Here is a 17,180-nt window from a genome sequence, read left to right as displayed (position 1 = left end):
TTGGCGGAAAAGAAGCTGGGGTCAGCCCGCGAGCATGCGGCCCGAGGAGTGCAGGTCCTCGCACGCCTTGGACACCCGTGCGGCCATCGAGACCTCGGCGGCCTTCATGTACGAGCGGGGGTCGTAGACCTTCTTGCTGCCCACCTCGTCGTCGACCTTGAGCACCCCGTCGTAGTTCGTGAACATGTGCCCGGCAATGGGACGGGTGAAGGCGTACTGGGTGTCGGTGTCGACGTTCATCTTCACCACGCCGTAGCTCAGCGCCTCCTCGATCTCGCTGGTCAGCGACCCGGAGCCGCCGTGGAAGACGAGGTCGAACGGCTTGGACCCCTCGGGCAGGCCGAGCTTGGCCGCGGCCACCCGCTGCCCCTCCGCGAGCACCTCCGGGCGCAGCTTCACGTTGCCCGGCTTGTAGACCCCGTGCACGTTGCCGAAGGTCGCGGCCAGGATGTAGCGGGCCCCGGCGTCGCCCTGCCCGAGCGCGTCGATGGTCGCCTCGAAGTCCGCCGCGGTCGTGTACAGCTTGTCGTTGATCTCGTTGTCGACGCCGTCCTCCTCGCCCCCGACCACGCCGATCTCGACCTCGAGGATGATCTTCGCCCTGGCCGCCGCGGCGAGCAGCTCCTTGGCAATCTCCAGGTTCTCGTGCAGCTCGACCGCGGAGCCGTCCCACATGTGGTTCTGGAACAGCGGCAGCCCGCCCGCGTCCACCCGGGCCTGGCTGAGCGCGATGAGCGGGCGGACGTAGGTGTCCAGCTTGTCCTTGGGGCAGTGGTCGGTGTTCAGCGCCACCGTGACCGGGTAGCGGTCCGCGACCACGTGGGCGAACTCCGCCAGCGCCACCGCCCCGGTGACCATGTCCTTGACCTTGGTGCCGGAGGCGAACTCCGCACCGCCGGTGGAGAACTGGATGATGCCGTCGCTCTCGGCGTCGGCGAACCCCCGCAGCGCCGCGTTCAGGGTCTCCGACGACGTGACGTTGATGGCCGGGTAGGCGAAGCCGCCCGCCTTGGCGCGGTCCAGCATCTCGGCGTAGACCTCGGGGCTCGCGATCGGCATGGTGACGGTCCTCCAGTGGTGCGCGGCGGTCGAGCGGCCGCGAGCATGGTCATCGTGTGGCACCGAGCATGTCACCCACGCCGTCCGCGGAGCCGATCGACGGGCCGGTGGTCGGTATCGTGGCTTCAGTGACGCCCACCAGCACCGCCACCCTCGCCCTCGGGCCCGAGTTCATCCAGCCGAACTACCTGCTCGACAGCTTCGGGCTGATCGGGCTGCTGCTCGTGGTGTTCGCGGAGTGCGCGCTGCTCGTCGGCTTCTTCCTCCCGGGGGACTCGCTGCTGTTCACCGCGGGCCTGCTCGCCACCGGTGGCGCGGAGCTCGCCGGCCGCCAGGTGTCGTCGGTGGCTCCGCTGTGGCTCCTGCTCGTCACCGTCCCCGTGGCCGCCATCGCCGGTGACCAGGTGGGCTACCTCATCGGACGGAAGGCGGGTCCGTCCATCTTCGACCGCGACGACTCGCGCCTGTTCAAGCGCCGCTACGTCACCGAGGCGCACGAGTTCTTCGACAAGCACGGCGGCAAGGCGGTCGTGCTGGCGCGCTTCGTGCCCGTCGTCCGCACGTTCATCCCCGTCACGGCCGGGGTGGCCCGGATGCCCTACCGCTCGTTCCTGACCTCCAACGTCCTCGGCGGGCTGCTGTGGGGCGTGGGGGTGACGCTGCTGGGCTACTTCCTCGGCCAGATCGACGCCGTGGCCAAGAACATCGAGCTCATCCTCATCCTCATCGTCGCGCTGTCCGTGCTGCCGGTGGCGCTCCAGGTCCTGCGCTCCTGGCGCGCCGGCCAGCAGGCCCGGCGCGGGCGCGGCACCACGGCGGCCTGAGCGGTGATCCGCCACCTGGAGACCGCCGGCCCGGTGCTCGTGTGGGTCATCGTCCTGGCGTTCGTCTTCGTCGAGTGCGCGTTCCTGGTGGGGCTGTTCCTGCCGGGCGACTCGCTGCTGGTCACCGCGGGGATCGTGCTCGCGGCCCAGTCGGAGGGCCACGGCCAGGCGTGGGCGCTGGCCGTCGTCGCCACCGTCGTCGCCGTGGCCGGCAACCAGGTCGGCTACCGCATCGGACGCAGGGCGGGGGGCCGGGTGATGACCCGCAAGGGCGGCCGGGTGCTGACCGCGGTGAACGTGCAGCGCGCCACCGACCTGATGGAGCGCCACGGGTTCTGGGCGGTGGTGCTGGCCCGCTGGATCCCGTGGGTGCGCACCCTGGCCCCGATGCTGGCGGGCGCGGCACAGATGGACGCCCGCCGCTACACGCTGGCCAGCACCATCGGGGCCGTCGCCTGGGTGCCCACGCTGGTGCTGCTCGGCAACTTCGGCGCCGGGTTCCTCGACCGCGTGCCGTGGTTGCTGCCGACGGTCGTGGCCGTGCTCACCGTGGTGGTGGTCCTCGCGACGGTGGTGGGCCTGCTGCGGTACCGGCAGGAGCTGCGCCGCCCGGTCGAGGAGGACCCCGTGGGCGTGCCGACCCTTCCGGGGCACGACTACCTGTAGCGGCGCCTCACCGCGTCAGGCGGGTCGAGCACTGGGCGCGCAGGTCCGGCGAGACGTCCACGCTGACGCCGAGGAAGCTCGGCTGGGCCGCACACACCGCGTCCGAGAGCGCCACCCGCTGGGAGAACACGAACCCGGCGGCGGCGACCGCGACGACGAGCACCAGCACCTTGCCGACGACGGCGCGCACGAGCAGCGAGAGCAGCACCCCACCGACGAGCAGCACGCCCAGCAGCACCAGGCCGATCGTCTTCGCCGTCTGGAAGTCCACGCCGGCGACGCTACCGCCCGTCAGACCGGCTCGTCGCAGACCCGGGCGGCGGCCTCGAGCAGCATCCAGGCCCCCAGCTGCACCGAGAGGTCGCGCTCCGGCTCGTCGCCGCCGGGCCGGGGGACGCGGGCCGGCACGGTCCAGTCGTGGCCGAACACGGCCCCGTCCGGGGTCTGCGCCCGGTGCGCCCACACCGACCGGGCCGAGCGCAGCACCAGCCGGGTGGCCGTGGTCCGCGCCTGCTCGTCGGCCTCGCCGGTACCCGGCAGCGCACGGGCCACCAGCGCGAGGTAGCGGGCGAGGATGCCGCTGAACAGACCGCCGTCCCCGCCACGGTGGGTGTGCAGCACGTCGTCGGTGGCCAGGCGCTCGGCGACGGCGGCGACCAGGCGGTGCACCCGTTCCGCGTGCACGGGGGCGTCGGTGCGCACCGCCAGCTCGGTCTCCGCGCCGAGCACGACGCCCTGGTTGTAGGTGTAGACGGTGGTCTCCAGCACGCCCCCCGGCCGCAGCCCGTCGAGCACGAGCCCGGTGGCGGGGTCGAGCAGCCGCTCGTCGATCCAGCCGGCGGTGGCCTCCGCCCGGACCACGTCCCCGGTGCGCGCCAGCAGGATCGCGGTGGGGCCGTTGGCCGGGACGTTGCGGAAGTCGTCCCCGCGCCGCCACGGCACCCCGCCACCGGCCTCGTCGGACCAGGCGCCGTGCAGCGTGCGGGTGAGCTCGGCGACCGCCGCCGGCTGCCGCACCCCCACCACCTCGTCGGCCCGCTGCAGGGCGAGACCCAGCCAGGCCATGTCGTCGAAGTAGTCGTTTCCCCAGCGTCCGCCGTTGCGCACGTGGTGGCCGCGGACCACGGCCGCGACCAGGGCACGACGCTCGCGGCTCGGGCTGCGGTCGAACGCGTCCACCGCGCAGTCCAGCAGGTGCGCCTGCCACCAGTAGTCCCAGCGGGCGAAGAGCCGGCTCGAGGGGGTGGCGGGGTGGCTGACCACGCCGAGCGCAGTGCCCGGCAGCGCCCACAGCCGGCGGACGTGACGACCCAGCACGGCACGCTCCGCCTCGTCGGCACGCCCCGACCAGATCTCACGCACCCCGGTGATCTTGCCCGTTCGGGTGGCCGAGGGCGTGCAGGCGTCGCGCTCGTGTCACCAGGCGGTGTCCAGGTCCGCGTGCTGACGGACCCAGGCGTGCATCGCGATGCCGGCAGCCACCCCGGCGTTGATGCTGCGGGTGGACCCGAACTGGGCGACCGACACCGTCAGCTCGGCGGCCGCGCGGGCGGCCTCGGTGACCCCGGGGCCCTCCTGGCCGAACAGCAGCAGGCACTCCCGCGGGAGCTCGACGGTCTCCAGCCGCTGCGCGCCGGGGGTGTTGTCGACGGCCACCACGTGCAGGCCCTGCACGGCCGCCCACGCCACCAGCGCGGCGACGTCGGGGTGGTGGTGCACGTGCTGGTACCGGTCGGTGACCATGGCTCCGCGCCGGTTCCACCGCCTGCGCCCCACGACGTGCACGGCCGCGGCCCCGAAGGCGTTGGCGGTGCGCACGACGGTGCCGATGTTCGCGTCGTGGGCGAAGTTCTCGATGGCCACGTGCAGCGGGTGCCGCCGGGTGTCGAGGTCGGCGACCACGGCGTCGAGGCGCCAGTACCGGTAGGCGTCGACCACGTTGCGGCGGTCGCCGTCACGCAGCAGCTCCGGGTCGTAGCGGGCGTCGGTGGGCCACGGCCCGGACCACGGCCCGACCCCCACCGGAGCCTGCTGCCACTCGGTGGGTCCGGGCTCGGGGGGCGTGCTCACCGCAGCAGTCTGCCCCGCGGGAAGGCCCCTTCCCGGGACCGCGGGCTCCTGCGGGGCAGACGGTGCTGCTGGCGTTGCCCGTTCAGGCCAGCGGCTTCTGGGTCCACTCGTTGCTGAACTCCAGGCCGGAGCGGATGAACATCTGGCTGACGGGGCAGCGGCGCTCGGTCTCGCTCTTGAGCTGGGCGAACTGCTCCGCGGTGGCGTCGGTCTCGATGCTGACCTGCAGGCGCACGGCGTCGAAGTTGGCGTTGCCCTGCGCGCCGCCGCCGATCACGGCGGTGTCGAGGTCGCCGACGGCCTCGGCCTGGACCTGGCCCAGGGTGAGCCCGAGGTCCTTCGCGACCACGGCGGAGACCACCTGGTTGCACGAGGTCAGGGCGGCGAGCAGGTACGCCAGCGGGCTCGGTGCCGCGTCGTCACCGCCGAAGGACGGGTAGGTGTCGACCTGGATGGTGTGCTTGCCGTCGACGTCGACGGTCTGCGCGACACCGGTGCCGGATCCGGTGACGGTGAACGGGACGACGGTGTCCTTGCGGCGGAGGGTGCTGGTCACGGGGGTCTCCTGGGGCTTCACGGGGTGGACGGGCGTGCGCGGACCGCGGGGTGTGGCGGTCGTCAGGGCGCGGGGAGGGTGTCGACGGACGTTGGTGCAGCGCTGGTGGGCGCGCGTCAGGCCGGACAGAGCGTGGAGCTGAGCCGCCCGTGGTCCACCACGCGGCGGATCGTCAGGTCTCGGTTGTCCACCGGGTGATCGTAGCCGCGGGAGGGCGTGATCGTCAGCGGGGCCGACGTGAGCCCGGGCACGGACCCGACGTCTGCCAGGATCGCGGGCGTGCCCCCGTCTGCGAGCAGCCCGTGTCGGTGATCCTGCTGGTCCGCCACGGCCAGGCTTCCTTCGGGGAGGCTGACTACGACGTCCTCTCCCCCACCGGCTTCCGCCAGGCCGAGGTGGTGGGGGCCTCGCTGGCCGCGCGCGGGGTGCACGTCGACCGCGCCGTGAGCGGTGGGCTCGCCCGTCAGCGGGACACCGCGCGCGCCGCGCTGGCCGCTGCCGGGTCGGACGTGGTGGCACGGGTCGACCCGCGCTGGGACGAGTACGACCACACCCCCGTCTACGACGACTACGCGGCCGGCGGTGTGCCCGTCGAGCGCGCCGAGGCCGCCCGGGGCTTCCAGGACCGGCTCGAGGTGGCGCTGCACGCGTGGGCCGGCGGGGCGACCGGGACGGGGCTGCGCCCGGAGTGGGCGGAGTTCTCCTCGGCGGTGACGGCGGCCACGGACGCGGTCGCCGACGGGCTGGGCAGCGGGGAGACCGTGGTGGTGTTCACCTCCGGCGGGGTGATCAGCGCGGTGTGCGCGCGGCTGCTGGCGCTGCCGCCGGACGCGACGGTGGCGTTCAACCGGGTCGTGGTGAACGCGGGGATCACCAAGATCGTGCACGGGCGGCGCGGGTCCACGCTGGTGTCGTTCAACGACCACGCCCACTTCGAGGGCGCGCACGCGGACCTGCTCACCTACCGGTAGCCGGGCCGACCGACTCCACCGCGAGGGGAACGGTCGCGGCAGTCGGAGGACCCGCTCGTGGTGCGTCGCCTCGTGGAGGTCGCGCACCCGTCCGGCCAGCAGCTGCTCCAGGGACACGACCCCGATCGGCAGCGTCGGGTTCGCCCGGTCGGTGACGACGAGCCTGGTCACACCCGTCTCGGCCATCACGGTCGAGGCCTGCCTCAGCGTGTCGTTGGCGTGGGCGCACACCGGGTTCGCGTGCATGAGGCTGGTGACCGCCTCACGTGCGGCTCCGCGGTCGAGAGCTGCGCCCACCATGTTCTGGCTGACGACGCCGAGCAGCGTCCGGTCCGCCGCCACGACGGGGAACAACCGTTGTCCACCACCGGCCGGATGGTCGGCGATCCGTCGGGAGGCGTCGGCGATCGAGAGGTCCTCGCCGAGGACGACGACCGTGTCGTCGATGACCTCCTCCACGAACAGCGCCTCGAGCGGGTCCACGTCGTACTCGCGCGTCAGGTGGTAGCCACGGCGCGCGATCTTCTCGGTCAGCACGGAACGCTTGAGCACCAGCACCGACAGCGCGTAGGCACTGCCGGTCGCGATGACCAGCGGTAGCACGGCGTCGAAGCGGCCGGTGAGCTCGACGGCGAAGACGACGCCGGTGAACGGGGACCGCATCACCCCACCGAGGACGCCCGCGAGCCCGATCAGCGCCCAGAAGCCGAGCCCCACCTCGGGGAACACCTGGCTCTCCAGAGCTCCCAGCGCGCCACCGATCATGAACATGGGCGCGAGCACGCCGCCGGAGGTTCCCGAGCCGAGCGAGAGCGACCAGATGAGCGTCTTCACCACCAGGATGCCGACGACGAGGCCGATCCCGATCTGACCGGTCAGCTCGGCGCCGATGACGTCGTAGCCGACGCCGAGGGCCTGCGGCGTGATGAGCCCGCCGACGCCGATGATGAGCCCACCCAGGGCCGGCCACCACATCCAGTGCACCGGCAGCCGCGCGAACAGGTCCTCGGAGAAGTAGACCAGCGCCGTCGCCACCACCGCCAGCAGTCCCGCGACGACCCCGGACAGGACACAGGCGAGGTAGGCGGCCGTCGACAGGTGGAAGGCGGCGGTGCTCGGGAAGACGACTCCGTGGCCGAGCAGCGGGAACCGCACGATGGTGGCCACGCTCACCGCGGCGGCGACGGGGATGAAGCTGCGCGGGCGCCACTCGAACAGCAGCAGCTCGACGGCGAGCAGCAGCGAGGCCAGCGGCGCGTTGAAGGTGGCCGCCATGCCGGCCGCGGCCCCGGCCACGAGCAGCGTCTTGCGCTCGTCCGCGGTGAGGTGCAGCAGCTGCGCGAACAACGATCCGACGGCGCCGCCGGTCATGATGATCGGACCCTCGGCGCCGAAGGGCCCACCCGTCCCGATCGAGACCGCCGCCGAGATCGGCTTCAGGACGGCGACGCGGGGGGCAACGCGGCTACCGCCCATCAGGATCGCCTCGATCGCCTCGGGCATCCCGTGCCCGCGGATCTTCTCCGATCCGTAGCGGGCCATCATCCCGATGACGAGACCACCGGCGACCGGGGCGAGCAGCACGAGCGCCCAGGGGTGGTGGGCCCCGCCCGGCGCGACCAGGGCGGTCTCCAGCCGCTGGTAGAACACGACGTTCGTGATGAGGCTGATCAGGCGCAGCAACACCCAGGCGACCACGGCACTGACGGCTCCCACCGCGAGCGCGAGGGCGCCGATCACCAGGACCCTCGGCGTCACGCTGAAGTCGCCGAGGTGGTCCACCCGGCGGACGGGGGAGCTGGACGTCACGGCGCTTTCCTGTCGTGGCACGATACAAACCGTAGCGGTCCGGTCCGCCCCGGACCGCGCTCCAGGGTGTTACCCGTGCCACGCCGTCCCGCACCCCCGGGTCGGTCGGTGACACTGGTCGTCGTGACGAGAGCGCCCACCGACGACGACTACGCCCGGCTGCTCGCGTTCCGGACGCGGCTGCGGGAGTTCCAGCGCTGGAGCCAGGAGAGCGCCGCCGCGCTCGGTCTCACCGCCGCCCAGCACCAGCTCCTGCTGGCGGTGCGTGGCCACCCCGGGCCGCAGCCGCCCACGATGGGCGACCTGGCGTCCCACCTCCTCGTCCGGCACCACACGGCGGTCGGTCTCGTGGACCGTGCCCAGGCGCTGGGGCTGGTCACGCGCCTGACCGACGAGGGCGATCACCGCGTGGTCCGGCTCGCCCTGACGGGAGCGGGCCAGGACACGCTGCGATCACTGTCCGGGCAGCACCTGGAGGAGCTGGAACGGCTGGCGCCCGTCCTGGAGGCCCTGCTCCCGCAGCCGTGAGCCCACCGGCGACCGACCCGGCTCAGAGCCCCAGGTCCGCGAGGGAGAGCACCGAGCGGTAGTCCAGCCCCTCGGCGGCGATGACGGCGTCCGCCCCCGTCGCACGGTCGACCACCGTCGCCACCCCGACCACCACGGCCCCGATCCCGCGCAGCGCTGCGACGGCCGCGAGCGGGCTCTGGCCGGTGGTCGTGGTGTCCTCGACCACGAGCACCCTGCGCCCCACCACGTCCGGGCCCTCGACCTGGCGCTGCATGCCGTGCGCCTTGGCCGTCTTCCGCACGACGAAGGCGTCGAGCGGACGCCCCGGTGCGTGCAGCACGGCGGTGGCCACCGGGTCGGCGCCCAGGGTCAGCCCGCCGACGGCCACGAAGTCCCAGTCGGCGGTGAGCTCGCGCAGCAGCCGACCGATCAGGGGCGCCGCGGCGTGGTGCAGGGTCGCCCGGCGCAGGTCGACGTAGTAGTCGGCCTCGAGCCCGGAGGAGAGCGTGACGCGGCCGTGCACCACGGCGAGCTCGCGGACGAGGGCGGCCAGCTCGGCGCGGGCCGCCGCGTCCACCACCGGGGCGCTCACGGCCGGCTCTCGCCCTCGGGCAGGGACTGGGCGGGCACGCCCTCCGGCGGGGTGATCGCCGCACTCGGCGGGATCTGCGCGGGGTTGCCCTGCGGCGGGGTGGACACGCCGGTCTCGACGGTCGTCTCCGGCGCGGTGGGCGGGCCGACGATGGGCGGCTCACCCACCACGGGCACCCGGCCCTGGGCGGCCGGGGACGGTGCGCCGGCGGGCCCCGGGGTCCCCGGCACCGCCGCGCCAGGGCCGCGACGGGACTGCAGCACGAACCACGCCCCCGCCGCCAGCAGCACCAGGACGACGATCACGACGATCAGTGTGGTCACGCCGACGACCGTACCCAGGTCGACGGCCCCGCCCCGCACGGTCAGACCCGCACGGTAAGACCCATCGCGCGGTCAGACCCGCACGGTCAGACCCATCGCACGGTCAGACCCATCGCACGGTCAGACGACGAGGTCGGCCCGGGAGGCGGTGGGGGCCACCAGCTCGGCGTTGGCGGCGTCGGAGCCCAGGGCGTGCGCGCGGGCCCGGGACGCCGAGGCTCCGAAGTGCTCGTGCCGGGCGATCAGGCGGCGCTCGCGCACGCCGCGCGGCAGCCGGACGAACCAGGCCTCGGTCAGCAGCGGGCGCACCCGCGACCACGGATCGGCCTCGAGCAGCAGGTAGCTGCCGTCCACGATCACCAGCGGCACCCCGGGCGGCACCGCCACGGCGCCGGCCACCGCCTCGTCGAGCACGCGGTCGAAGACCGGTGCGTGCACCGTCGCAGGCCCGGGCCGCGCGAGACGCTCGAGCAGCACGACGAAGCCGTGGCCGTCGAAGGTGTCCGGGGCACCCTTGCGGTCCACGCGCCCCAACCGGCGCAGCTCGGCCCCGGCCAGGTGGAAGCCGTCCATGCCCACGACCACGGCCCGGTCACCCAGTGCGCCCGCCAGCGCCGCGGCCACGGTGGACTTGCCCGCGCCCGGCGCCCCGGCGATCCCGAGCAGGGCGCGGCCCGAACCGGCTCCGGCGGCGTCCGCCAGCGCCGAGGCCCGCGCGACCAGTGCGTCGAGATCAGGCACGGCGAGATCAGGCACGGCGAGATCAGGCACGGCGAGATCAGGGGCGGCGAGGCCCGGGGCGTCGGGGCCCGGCGCACCGGTTCCCGGCGCACCGGTTCCCGGCGCGATGTCCTGCCCGCTCACGTCCGACCGCGGCCCCGGCCGACCCGCGAGGTGGCCCAGCGCAGCGTCCGCCGCGGCAGCACGTGGGTGAGGCCGAGGATCGCTCGGTAGGGCGCCCCGGGCACGCTGACCACCCGGTCGCGGGCCAGATCGGCCAGGCACCGGTCCACCACCGCGTCCGCGTCCAGCCAGAACGGCCCCCGCCGGCGGCCGGCGTCGATGCCCGCCCGCGCGTGGAACTCGGTGACGACGAATCCCGGGCACAGCGCAAGGACCTTCACCCCGGTGCCGACCAGCCCGCCGGAGACACCCTCGCTGAACAGCGTCACCCAGGCCTTGGACGCGGAGTAGGTGGACCCGCGGCCGGGCAGGAAGCCCGCCACCGAGGACACGTTGACCACCGCACCCGCGCCGGCCGCCACCATCGACGGCAGCACGGCGCGGGTCAGCGCCATGACGGCGGTGACGTTGACGTCGAGCTGGGCCTGCAGCTGGGCGGGCTCGGCGGTCCAGAACTCGCCCGACGTGCCGAAGCCCGCGTTGTTCACCAGGAGGTCGACCCCCGAGCCCAGCCGCTGCGCGACGCGCAGCCGGTCGGCCGCGACGGAGAGGTCTGCGGTGAGCACCTCCGCGGCCACCCCGTGCCGCCCGCGCAGCTCGGCGGCCAGCGCCTGCAGCCGGGCGGTGTCGCGGGCCACGAGCACGAGGTCGTTGCCGTCGGCGGCCAGGCGCCGGGCGAAGGCCGCCCCGATGCCGGAGGTGGGACCGGTGACGAGGGCGGTGGGCACGGGGTGACGCTACCCAGCCCGCCCCGTCAGACCCGGGGGGAGCCGGCGGGCTCGACCGGCGGCAGGACCCGGAGCAGGTCGGCGTAGCGGCCCAGCACCGCGAGCACCTCGTCCCACCGCTGCGGCCCGGCCGACGGGGCGACGGCGGCGAGCACCCAGGCGCCCTCGCCCCACAGGACGGGGACGTCGGAGCCCGTGGCATCGGCCAGGGTCACCATCCGCTGGTCCACCGCGCGCCGCGCCGACTCCAGGTCGGTGGTGAACGCGAAGCGCGTGCCCACGGGGCCGAGCAGGTCGGTGCCCGCCTCCTGGGGCGCGTCGGAGGAGTTGAGCCGGAGCTCGAGCACGGTGGCCGACGCGGCGGCGCGCTGCAGGGCGACCACGGTCGCGGTGACCGTGCCGCGCTGCTCCAGGTCGAACACGTGCACGGTGGTCCCCGCCTGCGGCCCCGTGGCGAGGTCAAGCGCCCGGCCCGCCCCGCCCCGGGTGAACACCCCGAAGGAGTACTGGGCGGTCATCACCGGGTCGGCCGGGGTGAACCGGAGCCCGCGGGCGGTCGCCCACTCCCGCCGGGCCCGGGTGCGGGCCGTGCGGCGACGGGAGTCGAGCACGAGCAGCACCGCCCCGGCCACCAGCGCCAGGGCGGCGAGGGCGAACCAGACCGCTTGCGTCACGGGGGCGAGACTATCGGCCCGCCCCGTCCGCTCCCGCCCACGATCAGACGAAGGCCCCGTAGCCGGTGATCGCCCGGCCGACGATGAGCGAGTTCACCTCGCGGGTGCCCTCGTAGGAGTACAGCGCCTCGGAGTCGACGAAGAAGCGGGCGACGTCGTGCTCCAGCAGGATGCCGTTGCCGCCCATGGACTCCCGCGCCCACTGCACGGTCTCCCGGGTGCGCGTGGTGCAGTACATCTTGGCCAGCGACGCCTGCTGCTCGGAGACCCCGCCCGCGTCCTGCAGCTGGGAGAGCCGCGCCGCGAGGCACTGGCTGGCGGTGGTGTTCGCGAGCATCCGGCTCAGCAGGTCCTGGACGAGCTGGAAGCTGGCCGTGGGCTGGCCGAACTGCTCGCGCTCGACGGTGTAGGCCCGGGCCGCCTCGTAGGCGCCCATGGCGCAGCCGACGGAGTTCCACGCGACGCCGGCGCGGGTCGCCTTGAGCACGCGCGCGGTGTCGGCGAAGCTGTTCGCCTCCTGCAGCCGGTTCGCCTCCGGGACGCGCACGTCGTGCAGGTGCAGCACGGCGTTCTCCACGCTGCGCAGCGCGATCTTGTCCTCGATGTTCTCGGCCGTGAAACCGTCGGTGGGCGTCTCGACCAGGAAGCCCTTGACCTCGTCGTCGGCGGTGTCCCGGGCCCAGATGACGACGACGTCGGCGAAGGTGCCGTTGCCGATCCACTTCTTCTCGCCGTTGAGCACCCAGGTGTCGCCGTCACGGGTGGCCGTGGTCTGCAGGCCCTGCGCGACGGCGGAACCCACCTCCGGCTCGGTCAGCCCGAACGCGCCGATGCGCTCCCAGCTCAGCATCGACGGGGCGAAGCGGGCCTTCTGCTCCTCGGAGCCGCACAGCATGAGCGACCCCAGGGCCAGCCCCGCGTGCACGCCGTAGAACGTCCCCACCGAGGCGTCCCCGCGGCACAGCTCCTGGGCCACGAGGCCGCTGAGCAGGTAGCTGCCGCCCGGGCAGCCGTGCTCGGTGTAGGTGAGTCCGGCGATGCCGAGCTCCCGGAAGCCGGCCACGAGCTGGCGGGGGAACTCCCCGCGCAGCCAGTACTCGTTAGCGATCGGCTTGACCTGGGAGTCGACGAAGGCGGTGACGCGGTCGAGGACGGCGCGCTCGTCCGGGGCCAGCATGCCCTTCACGTCGTAGAAGTCGCCGGCCGCGGCGAGCGGGTCGACCTTGCCCTGGTGGATCTCGGACACTGGTACCTCCTGCGCTGGTGGTGTCTCTCGACAGTGGCACAGCGCACGACCGTGCACCGCACGGACCCGGGCTCAGCCGAGCTCGAGGGCGGAGCCGTCGGCCGACACCCCCACCCGCACGGTGTCGCCGTCGGCCACGTCCCCGGCGAGCAGGGCCTTGGCGAGGGCGTCCCCGATCGCGCTCTGCACCAGCCGGCGCAGCGGCCGCGCCCCGTACACCGGGTCGAACCCGCGCTCCGCGAGCCACCGCTTGGCGTCGTCGTCCACGGCCAGCTCCAACCTGCGCGCGGCCAGCCGGCGGGCCAGCACGTCCAGCTGGATGTCGACCACGGCCACCAGGTCCTCGGCGGTGAGGGCGTGGAAGACCAGCACGTCGTCGAGCCGGTTCACGAACTCCGGCTTGAACCGCCGCCGCACCGCCTCGCGGACCTCCTCCTCGGTGCCACCGGCCCCCAGGTTGGAGGTGAGCACCAGGATCGTGTTGCGGAAGTCGACCGTCCGGCCCTGGCCGTCGGTGAGCCGGCCCTCGTCGAGCACCGCGAGCAGCACGTCGAACACGTCGGGGTGCGCCTTCTCCACCTCGTCGAACAGCACCACCGTGTACGGCCGGCGGCGCACGGCCTCGGTGAGCTGGCCGCCCGCGTCGTAACCGACGTAGCCAGGGGGTGCCCCGACCAGGCGCGCCACCGAGTGCTTCTCCCCGTACTCGCTCATGTCGATGCGGACCATGGCGCGCGCGTCGTCGAACAGGAAGTCCGCCAACGCCTTCGCCAGCTCGGTCTTGCCCACGCCGGTGGGGCCGAGGAAGAGGAAGGAGCCGGTGGGACGGTCGGGGTCGCTCACCCCGGCCCGGGCCCGACGAACGGCGTCGCTCACCGCACGGACGGCCTCGGGCTGTCCGACCACCCGGGCGCCCAGCACCTCCTCCATGCGCAGCAGCTTGGCGGTCTCCCCCTCCAGCAGCCGCCCCGCCGGGATGCCCGTCCAAGCCGCGACCACGTCGGCCACGTCGTCGGGACCCACCTCCTCCTTGAGCAGCAGCGGACCCTGAGCCGTCACGTCCACGGCGGCCGCGAGCTCGCGCTCCACCCCGGGGATGAGCCCGTAGCGCAGCTCGGCGGCCCGCCCGAGGTCGCCGTCGCGCTCGGCCCGCTCAGACTCCCCGCGCAGGCCCTCCAGTCGCTCCTTGAGCACGCGCACGCCCTCGATGGAGCCCTTCTCGTTCTGCCAGCGGGTGGTCAGCTCGTCCAGCCGCTCCCGCGCGTCGGCCAGCTCGGCGCGCAGGGTGACCAGCCGGGACTGCGAGCCGGCGTCGGTCTCGCCCGCCAGCGCCACCTCCTCGATCTCCAGGCGGCGCACCACCCGCTCCACCTCGTCGACCTCCACCGGCCGCGAGTCGATCTCCATCCGCAGCCGCGAGCCCGCCTCGTCGACGAGGTCGATCGCCTTGTCGGGCAGGAACCTCGAGGTGATGTAGCGGTCGCTCAGGGTCGCCGCGGCCACCAGGGCGGAGTCGGTGATCCGGACCCCGTGGTGCACCTCGTAGCGCTCCTTGAGCCCGCGCAGGATGCCGACGGTGTCGGCCACGCTCGGCTCGCCCACGAGCACCTGCTGGAAGCGACGCTCCAGGGCGGCGTCCTTCTCGATGTGCTTGCGGTACTCGTCCAGGGTGGTGGCGCCGACGAGCCGGAGCTCGCCCCGGGCCAGCATCGGCTTGATCATGTTGCCGGCGTCCATCGCACCCTCGCCCGAGGCCCCCGCCCCGACGATGGTGTGCAGCTCGTCGATGAAGGTGATGACCTCCCCGGCGGACGCGGTGATGTCGGCGAGCACGGCCTTGAGCCGCTCCTCGAACTCCCCGCGGTACTTGGCCCCGGCCACCATCGACCCCAGGTCCAGGGAGATGACGCGGCGCCCGCGCAGGCTGTCCGGCACGTCGCCGGCGATGATCCGCTGCGCGAGGCCCTCGACGATGGCCGTCTTGCCCACGCCGGGCTCGCCGATCAGCACCGGGTTGTTCTTGGTGCGGCGGCTCAGCACCTGCACCACCCGGCGGATCTCGGTGTCGCGGCCGATGACGGGGTCGAGCTCGCCGGCCCTGGCCCGGGCGGTCAGGTCGGTGCCGTACTTCTCCAGCGCCTGGTAGCTGCCCTCGGGGTCGGGGGAGGTGACCTTGGCGGAGCCGCGGACGGTGGAGAAGGCCTCGCGGACGGCCTCGGCGGTGGCGCCCTGGCGGCGCAGCAGCGTCGCCACGTCGCTCTCGCCCTGGGCGAGGCCGACGAGGACGTGCTCGGTGGAGACGTACTCGTCGCCCATCTCCCCGGCCAGCTGCTGCGCCGCGGTCAGGGCGCGGACGGCGGCACGGTCCAGCGTCGGTGCGCTCACCGCGGCGCCGGCGGCCGTGGGCAGGGCGCGCAGCAGCGCCTCGGACTCGGTGCGCACGCGCGCCGGGTCCGCGCCCACCGCCTGCAGCAGCGGGCCGGTGAGGCCGTCGGCCCGGTCCAGCAGCGCGGTGAGCAGGTGGGCGGGGCGCACGTCGGGGTGACCCGCGGTGGTCGCGGACTGCACCGCCGTGGAGAGGGCCTGCTGGGTCTTGGTGGTGGGGGTGAAGGAGTCCACTGGTCCGTCCTCGTGCTCGTCGTGCGCGGCCTACGGGACCACCGTACACAGAGTTGAGTCACTTCCGCTCAACCCTGAGAGAGTCGCTCCTCGTGCGCCCGTTTATCGACTGCTGACCCACGACCCCCTCCCCTGGCGGTCACCACCCAGCTCGCGGCCGACGGGGGCGCTGACCGGCATCGAGGACGCGGTCGCCGCGACCGGGGCGAGCACCCTGGACGGCGTGGTGGACACCTCCGACGCGTTCGCCACCGTGGTGCCCGCACCTGAGCACCGCCGGTACCCTCGGCGGCGTCCGAGGAGCGTGGCGGCGGAGCGGGAGGCGTCCGAGTGGTCGAGGTCCCGCCGGTCCGCGCCACCGACGCCGAGCTCGTCCGCACCAGCTTCGCGGCGCTCGCCGACGACACAGAGAGCGTCGCGCGACTGTTCTACGCCACCCTGTTCGCGATCGATCCACCCACCCGTGACCTGTTCCCCGTGACCATGACCGCCCAGCGGGAGCGGTTCGTCGCCGCCCTGGCGCACGTGCTGGGGAGGGTGGACGACCCCGACCGGCTCGTGCCCTTCCTGGCCCAGCTCGGCCGGGACCACCGGAAGTTCGGCGTGCTGACCGAGCACTACGCCAGCGTGGGCGCAGCCCTGGTCACCTCGGTGCGCCGTCACGCAGGGGACCGGTGGGACGACGACCTCGAGCAGGCCTGGACCGAGGCCTTCCGCACCGTCGCCGAGACCATGTCGACCGCCGCCCGCACCGAGCGCGGGCCGGCCACCTGGGCGGCCACCGTGGTGGGGCACCGACGGCTGGGCGACGACCTGGCGGTGGTCCGGCTGCTGAGCGACACCCCCGTCCCGCGCGCCGCGGGGCAGTACGTGAGCGTGCAGGTGCCGCAGCGGCCGCGGATGTGGCGCTGGATGTCCCCCGCGAGCGCCCCGAACGGCACCGGCGAGCTCGAGCTGCACGTCCGTGCGGTGCCGGGCGGGTGGGTGAGCGGCTCGATCGTCGCGCACACTAGGGTCGGGGACCGCTGGCTGGTGGGCCCGGCGCTCGGGCGGATGTCGGTGGACCGCGCCGGCGGGCGCGACGTGCTGATGGTCGCGGGTGGCACCGGGCTCGCCCCGCTCCGCGCGATCGTCGAGCAGATGGCCACCAGGGGGGCGAACCCGCGGGTTCAGCTGTTCGTGGGCGGGCGCACACGGGCAGACCTCTACGACCTCGACGCGCTGCAGCGCACGGCCACCACCAACCCGTGGCTCACCGTGGTGCCGGTGCTGGAGGAGTCGGTGGGCCGACACGGCGCGCCCGAGGAACGGCCGGACGGGATGCACACCGTGCTGCGGGGCACTCTCGCCGAGGTGGTCGCGGGGCTCGGCGACTGGGCCGACCGGCAGGTGCTGCTCAGCGGATCGCCGGGCATGGTGCGCGCCACGCTGGCCGCGATGACCGCGGCCGGCACCCCGCCCCACCAGATCAGCTGGGACCCGCTGCCCCCGGCGTGAGCACCGTCGTCCTGCCCGCCGGGGTGCAGGCGGTGCGCGCCGTCGCCCTGCCCGTGCCCGCCGTCGCCCTGCCCGTGCCCGCCCTGCCCGTGCCCGCCGTCGCCTGGACACACCCAACGGCCCAGGCACCCCG

Annotated in this window: 17 protein-coding genes and 1 pseudogene; 5 read left to right on the top strand and 13 right to left on the bottom strand. The window is 74.0% G+C overall.

Annotated features, from left to right (window positions below; translation table 11 throughout):
- Nucleotides 1-21 precede the first annotated feature (21 nt).
- Entirely contained in the window at nt 22-1,059 is a 1,038-nt protein-coding gene (gene fbaA / locus RHODO2019_RS00505; protein WP_265383138.1) for a class II fructose-bisphosphate aldolase, read from the bottom strand.
- Between the two features lie 128 nt (nt 1,060-1,187).
- On the opposite strand from fbaA, the gene RHODO2019_RS00500 reads away from it, so the two are divergent.
- Both RHODO2019_RS00500 and RHODO2019_RS00495 read left to right on the top strand, forming a co-directional pair.
- On the top strand, nt 1,188-1,883 hold the full coding sequence (locus tag RHODO2019_RS00500) for a DedA family protein (protein WP_265383137.1): 696 nt from the start codon (nt 1,188-1,190) through the stop codon (nt 1,881-1,883).
- 3 nt (nt 1,884-1,886) lie between these two features.
- Nucleotides 1,887-2,549 carry a DedA family protein gene (locus RHODO2019_RS00495; protein ID WP_265383136.1) on the top strand — a complete coding sequence of 221 codons (663 nt, stop codon included), beginning with the start codon at nt 1,887-1,889 and terminating at the stop codon, nt 2,547-2,549.
- Between the two features lie 7 nt (nt 2,550-2,556).
- Here RHODO2019_RS00495 and RHODO2019_RS00490 read toward each other — a convergent pair whose 3' ends face one another.
- From RHODO2019_RS00490 to RHODO2019_RS00475, 4 genes are all read right to left on the bottom strand, one after another.
- Nucleotides 2,557-2,820 (bottom strand): hypothetical protein, encoded by a 264-nt coding sequence (locus RHODO2019_RS00490; RefSeq protein ID WP_265383135.1) that lies wholly within the window; start codon nt 2,818-2,820, stop codon nt 2,557-2,559.
- 20 nt (nt 2,821-2,840) lie between these two features.
- On the bottom strand, nt 2,841-3,911 hold the full coding sequence (locus RHODO2019_RS00485) for a glycoside hydrolase family 76 protein (protein ID WP_265383134.1): 1,071 nt from the start codon (nt 3,909-3,911) through the stop codon (nt 2,841-2,843).
- Nucleotides 3,912-3,965: 54 nt separating this feature from the next.
- Nucleotides 3,966-4,619 (bottom strand): TrmH family RNA methyltransferase, encoded by a 654-nt coding sequence (locus RHODO2019_RS00480; protein ID WP_265383133.1) that lies wholly within the window; start codon nt 4,617-4,619, stop codon nt 3,966-3,968.
- Nucleotides 4,620-4,701: 82 nt separating this feature from the next.
- Entirely contained in the window at nt 4,702-5,175 is a 474-nt protein-coding gene (locus RHODO2019_RS00475; protein WP_265383132.1) for an OsmC family protein, read from the bottom strand.
- 50 nt (nt 5,176-5,225) lie between these two features.
- Here RHODO2019_RS00475 and RHODO2019_RS19255 point away from each other — a divergent pair, with 50 nt between their 5' ends.
- Nucleotides 5,226-6,146, top strand: a complete 921-nt coding sequence (locus tag RHODO2019_RS19255) for a histidine phosphatase family protein (protein ID WP_354005609.1) — start codon at nt 5,226-5,228, stop codon at nt 6,144-6,146.
- A gap of 156 nt (nt 6,147-6,302) precedes the next feature.
- Here the strand turns inward: RHODO2019_RS19255 and RHODO2019_RS19250 are convergent.
- Nucleotides 6,303-7,649 (bottom strand): annotated as a pseudogene (locus RHODO2019_RS19250) (chloride channel protein); the annotation flags it as partial.
- A gap of 429 nt (nt 7,650-8,078) precedes the next feature.
- Here RHODO2019_RS19250 and RHODO2019_RS00465 point away from each other — a divergent pair.
- Nucleotides 8,079-8,483, top strand: coding sequence for a MarR family winged helix-turn-helix transcriptional regulator (locus RHODO2019_RS00465; RefSeq protein WP_265383130.1), 405 nt, complete (start codon nt 8,079-8,081; stop codon nt 8,481-8,483).
- A gap of 22 nt (nt 8,484-8,505) precedes the next feature.
- Here RHODO2019_RS00465 and pyrE read toward each other — a convergent pair whose 3' ends face one another.
- From pyrE to clpB, 7 genes are all read right to left on the bottom strand, one after another.
- A complete protein-coding gene (gene pyrE, locus RHODO2019_RS00460; protein ID WP_265383129.1) occupies nt 8,506-9,057 on the bottom strand; it encodes an orotate phosphoribosyltransferase in 552 nt (183 codons plus the stop codon).
- The gene (locus tag RHODO2019_RS00455; RefSeq protein WP_265383128.1) at nt 9,054-9,380 is read right to left on the bottom strand and encodes a hypothetical protein; all 327 of its coding nucleotides are present in this window, start codon (nt 9,378-9,380) and stop codon (nt 9,054-9,056) included. The genes pyrE and RHODO2019_RS00455 overlap by 4 nt, the downstream gene beginning before the upstream one ends.
- Nucleotides 9,381-9,500: 120 nt before the next feature.
- Nucleotides 9,501-10,136, bottom strand: coding sequence for a nucleoside/nucleotide kinase family protein (locus RHODO2019_RS00450; protein ID WP_435532244.1), 636 nt, complete (start codon nt 10,134-10,136; stop codon nt 9,501-9,503).
- Between the two features lie 104 nt (nt 10,137-10,240).
- Nucleotides 10,241-11,011 carry an SDR family NAD(P)-dependent oxidoreductase gene (locus RHODO2019_RS00445; RefSeq protein ID WP_265383127.1) on the bottom strand — a complete coding sequence of 257 codons (771 nt, stop codon included), beginning with the start codon at nt 11,009-11,011 and terminating at the stop codon, nt 10,241-10,243.
- Between the two features lie 26 nt (nt 11,012-11,037).
- Nucleotides 11,038-11,685 carry a TtfA family protein gene (locus RHODO2019_RS00440; protein WP_265383126.1) on the bottom strand — a complete coding sequence of 216 codons (648 nt, stop codon included), beginning with the start codon at nt 11,683-11,685 and terminating at the stop codon, nt 11,038-11,040.
- A gap of 43 nt (nt 11,686-11,728) precedes the next feature.
- Nucleotides 11,729-12,931, bottom strand: coding sequence for an acyl-CoA dehydrogenase family protein (locus RHODO2019_RS00435; RefSeq protein ID WP_265383125.1), 1,203 nt, complete (start codon nt 12,929-12,931; stop codon nt 11,729-11,731).
- A 72-nt stretch (nt 12,932-13,003) separates the two neighbouring features.
- A complete protein-coding gene (gene clpB / locus RHODO2019_RS00430; protein ID WP_265383124.1) occupies nt 13,004-15,550 on the bottom strand; it encodes an ATP-dependent chaperone ClpB in 2,547 nt (848 codons plus the stop codon).
- A gap of 330 nt (nt 15,551-15,880) precedes the next feature.
- Between clpB and RHODO2019_RS00425 the strand changes: the two genes are divergently transcribed.
- Nucleotides 15,881-17,047: a globin domain-containing protein gene (locus RHODO2019_RS00425; RefSeq protein WP_265383123.1), complete on the top strand. Its 1,167-nt coding sequence runs from the start codon at nt 15,881-15,883 to the stop codon at nt 17,045-17,047.
- The last annotated feature ends 133 nt before the right edge of the window (nt 17,048-17,180 follow it).

This window comes from Rhodococcus antarcticus, assembly GCF_026153295.1.
Lineage (GTDB): Bacteria > Actinomycetota > Actinomycetes > Mycobacteriales > Mycobacteriaceae > Rhodococcus_D > Rhodococcus_D antarcticus.
The sequence above is the reverse complement of the archived record's forward strand: the minus strand, read 5'-3'. Positions and strand labels throughout refer to the sequence as shown.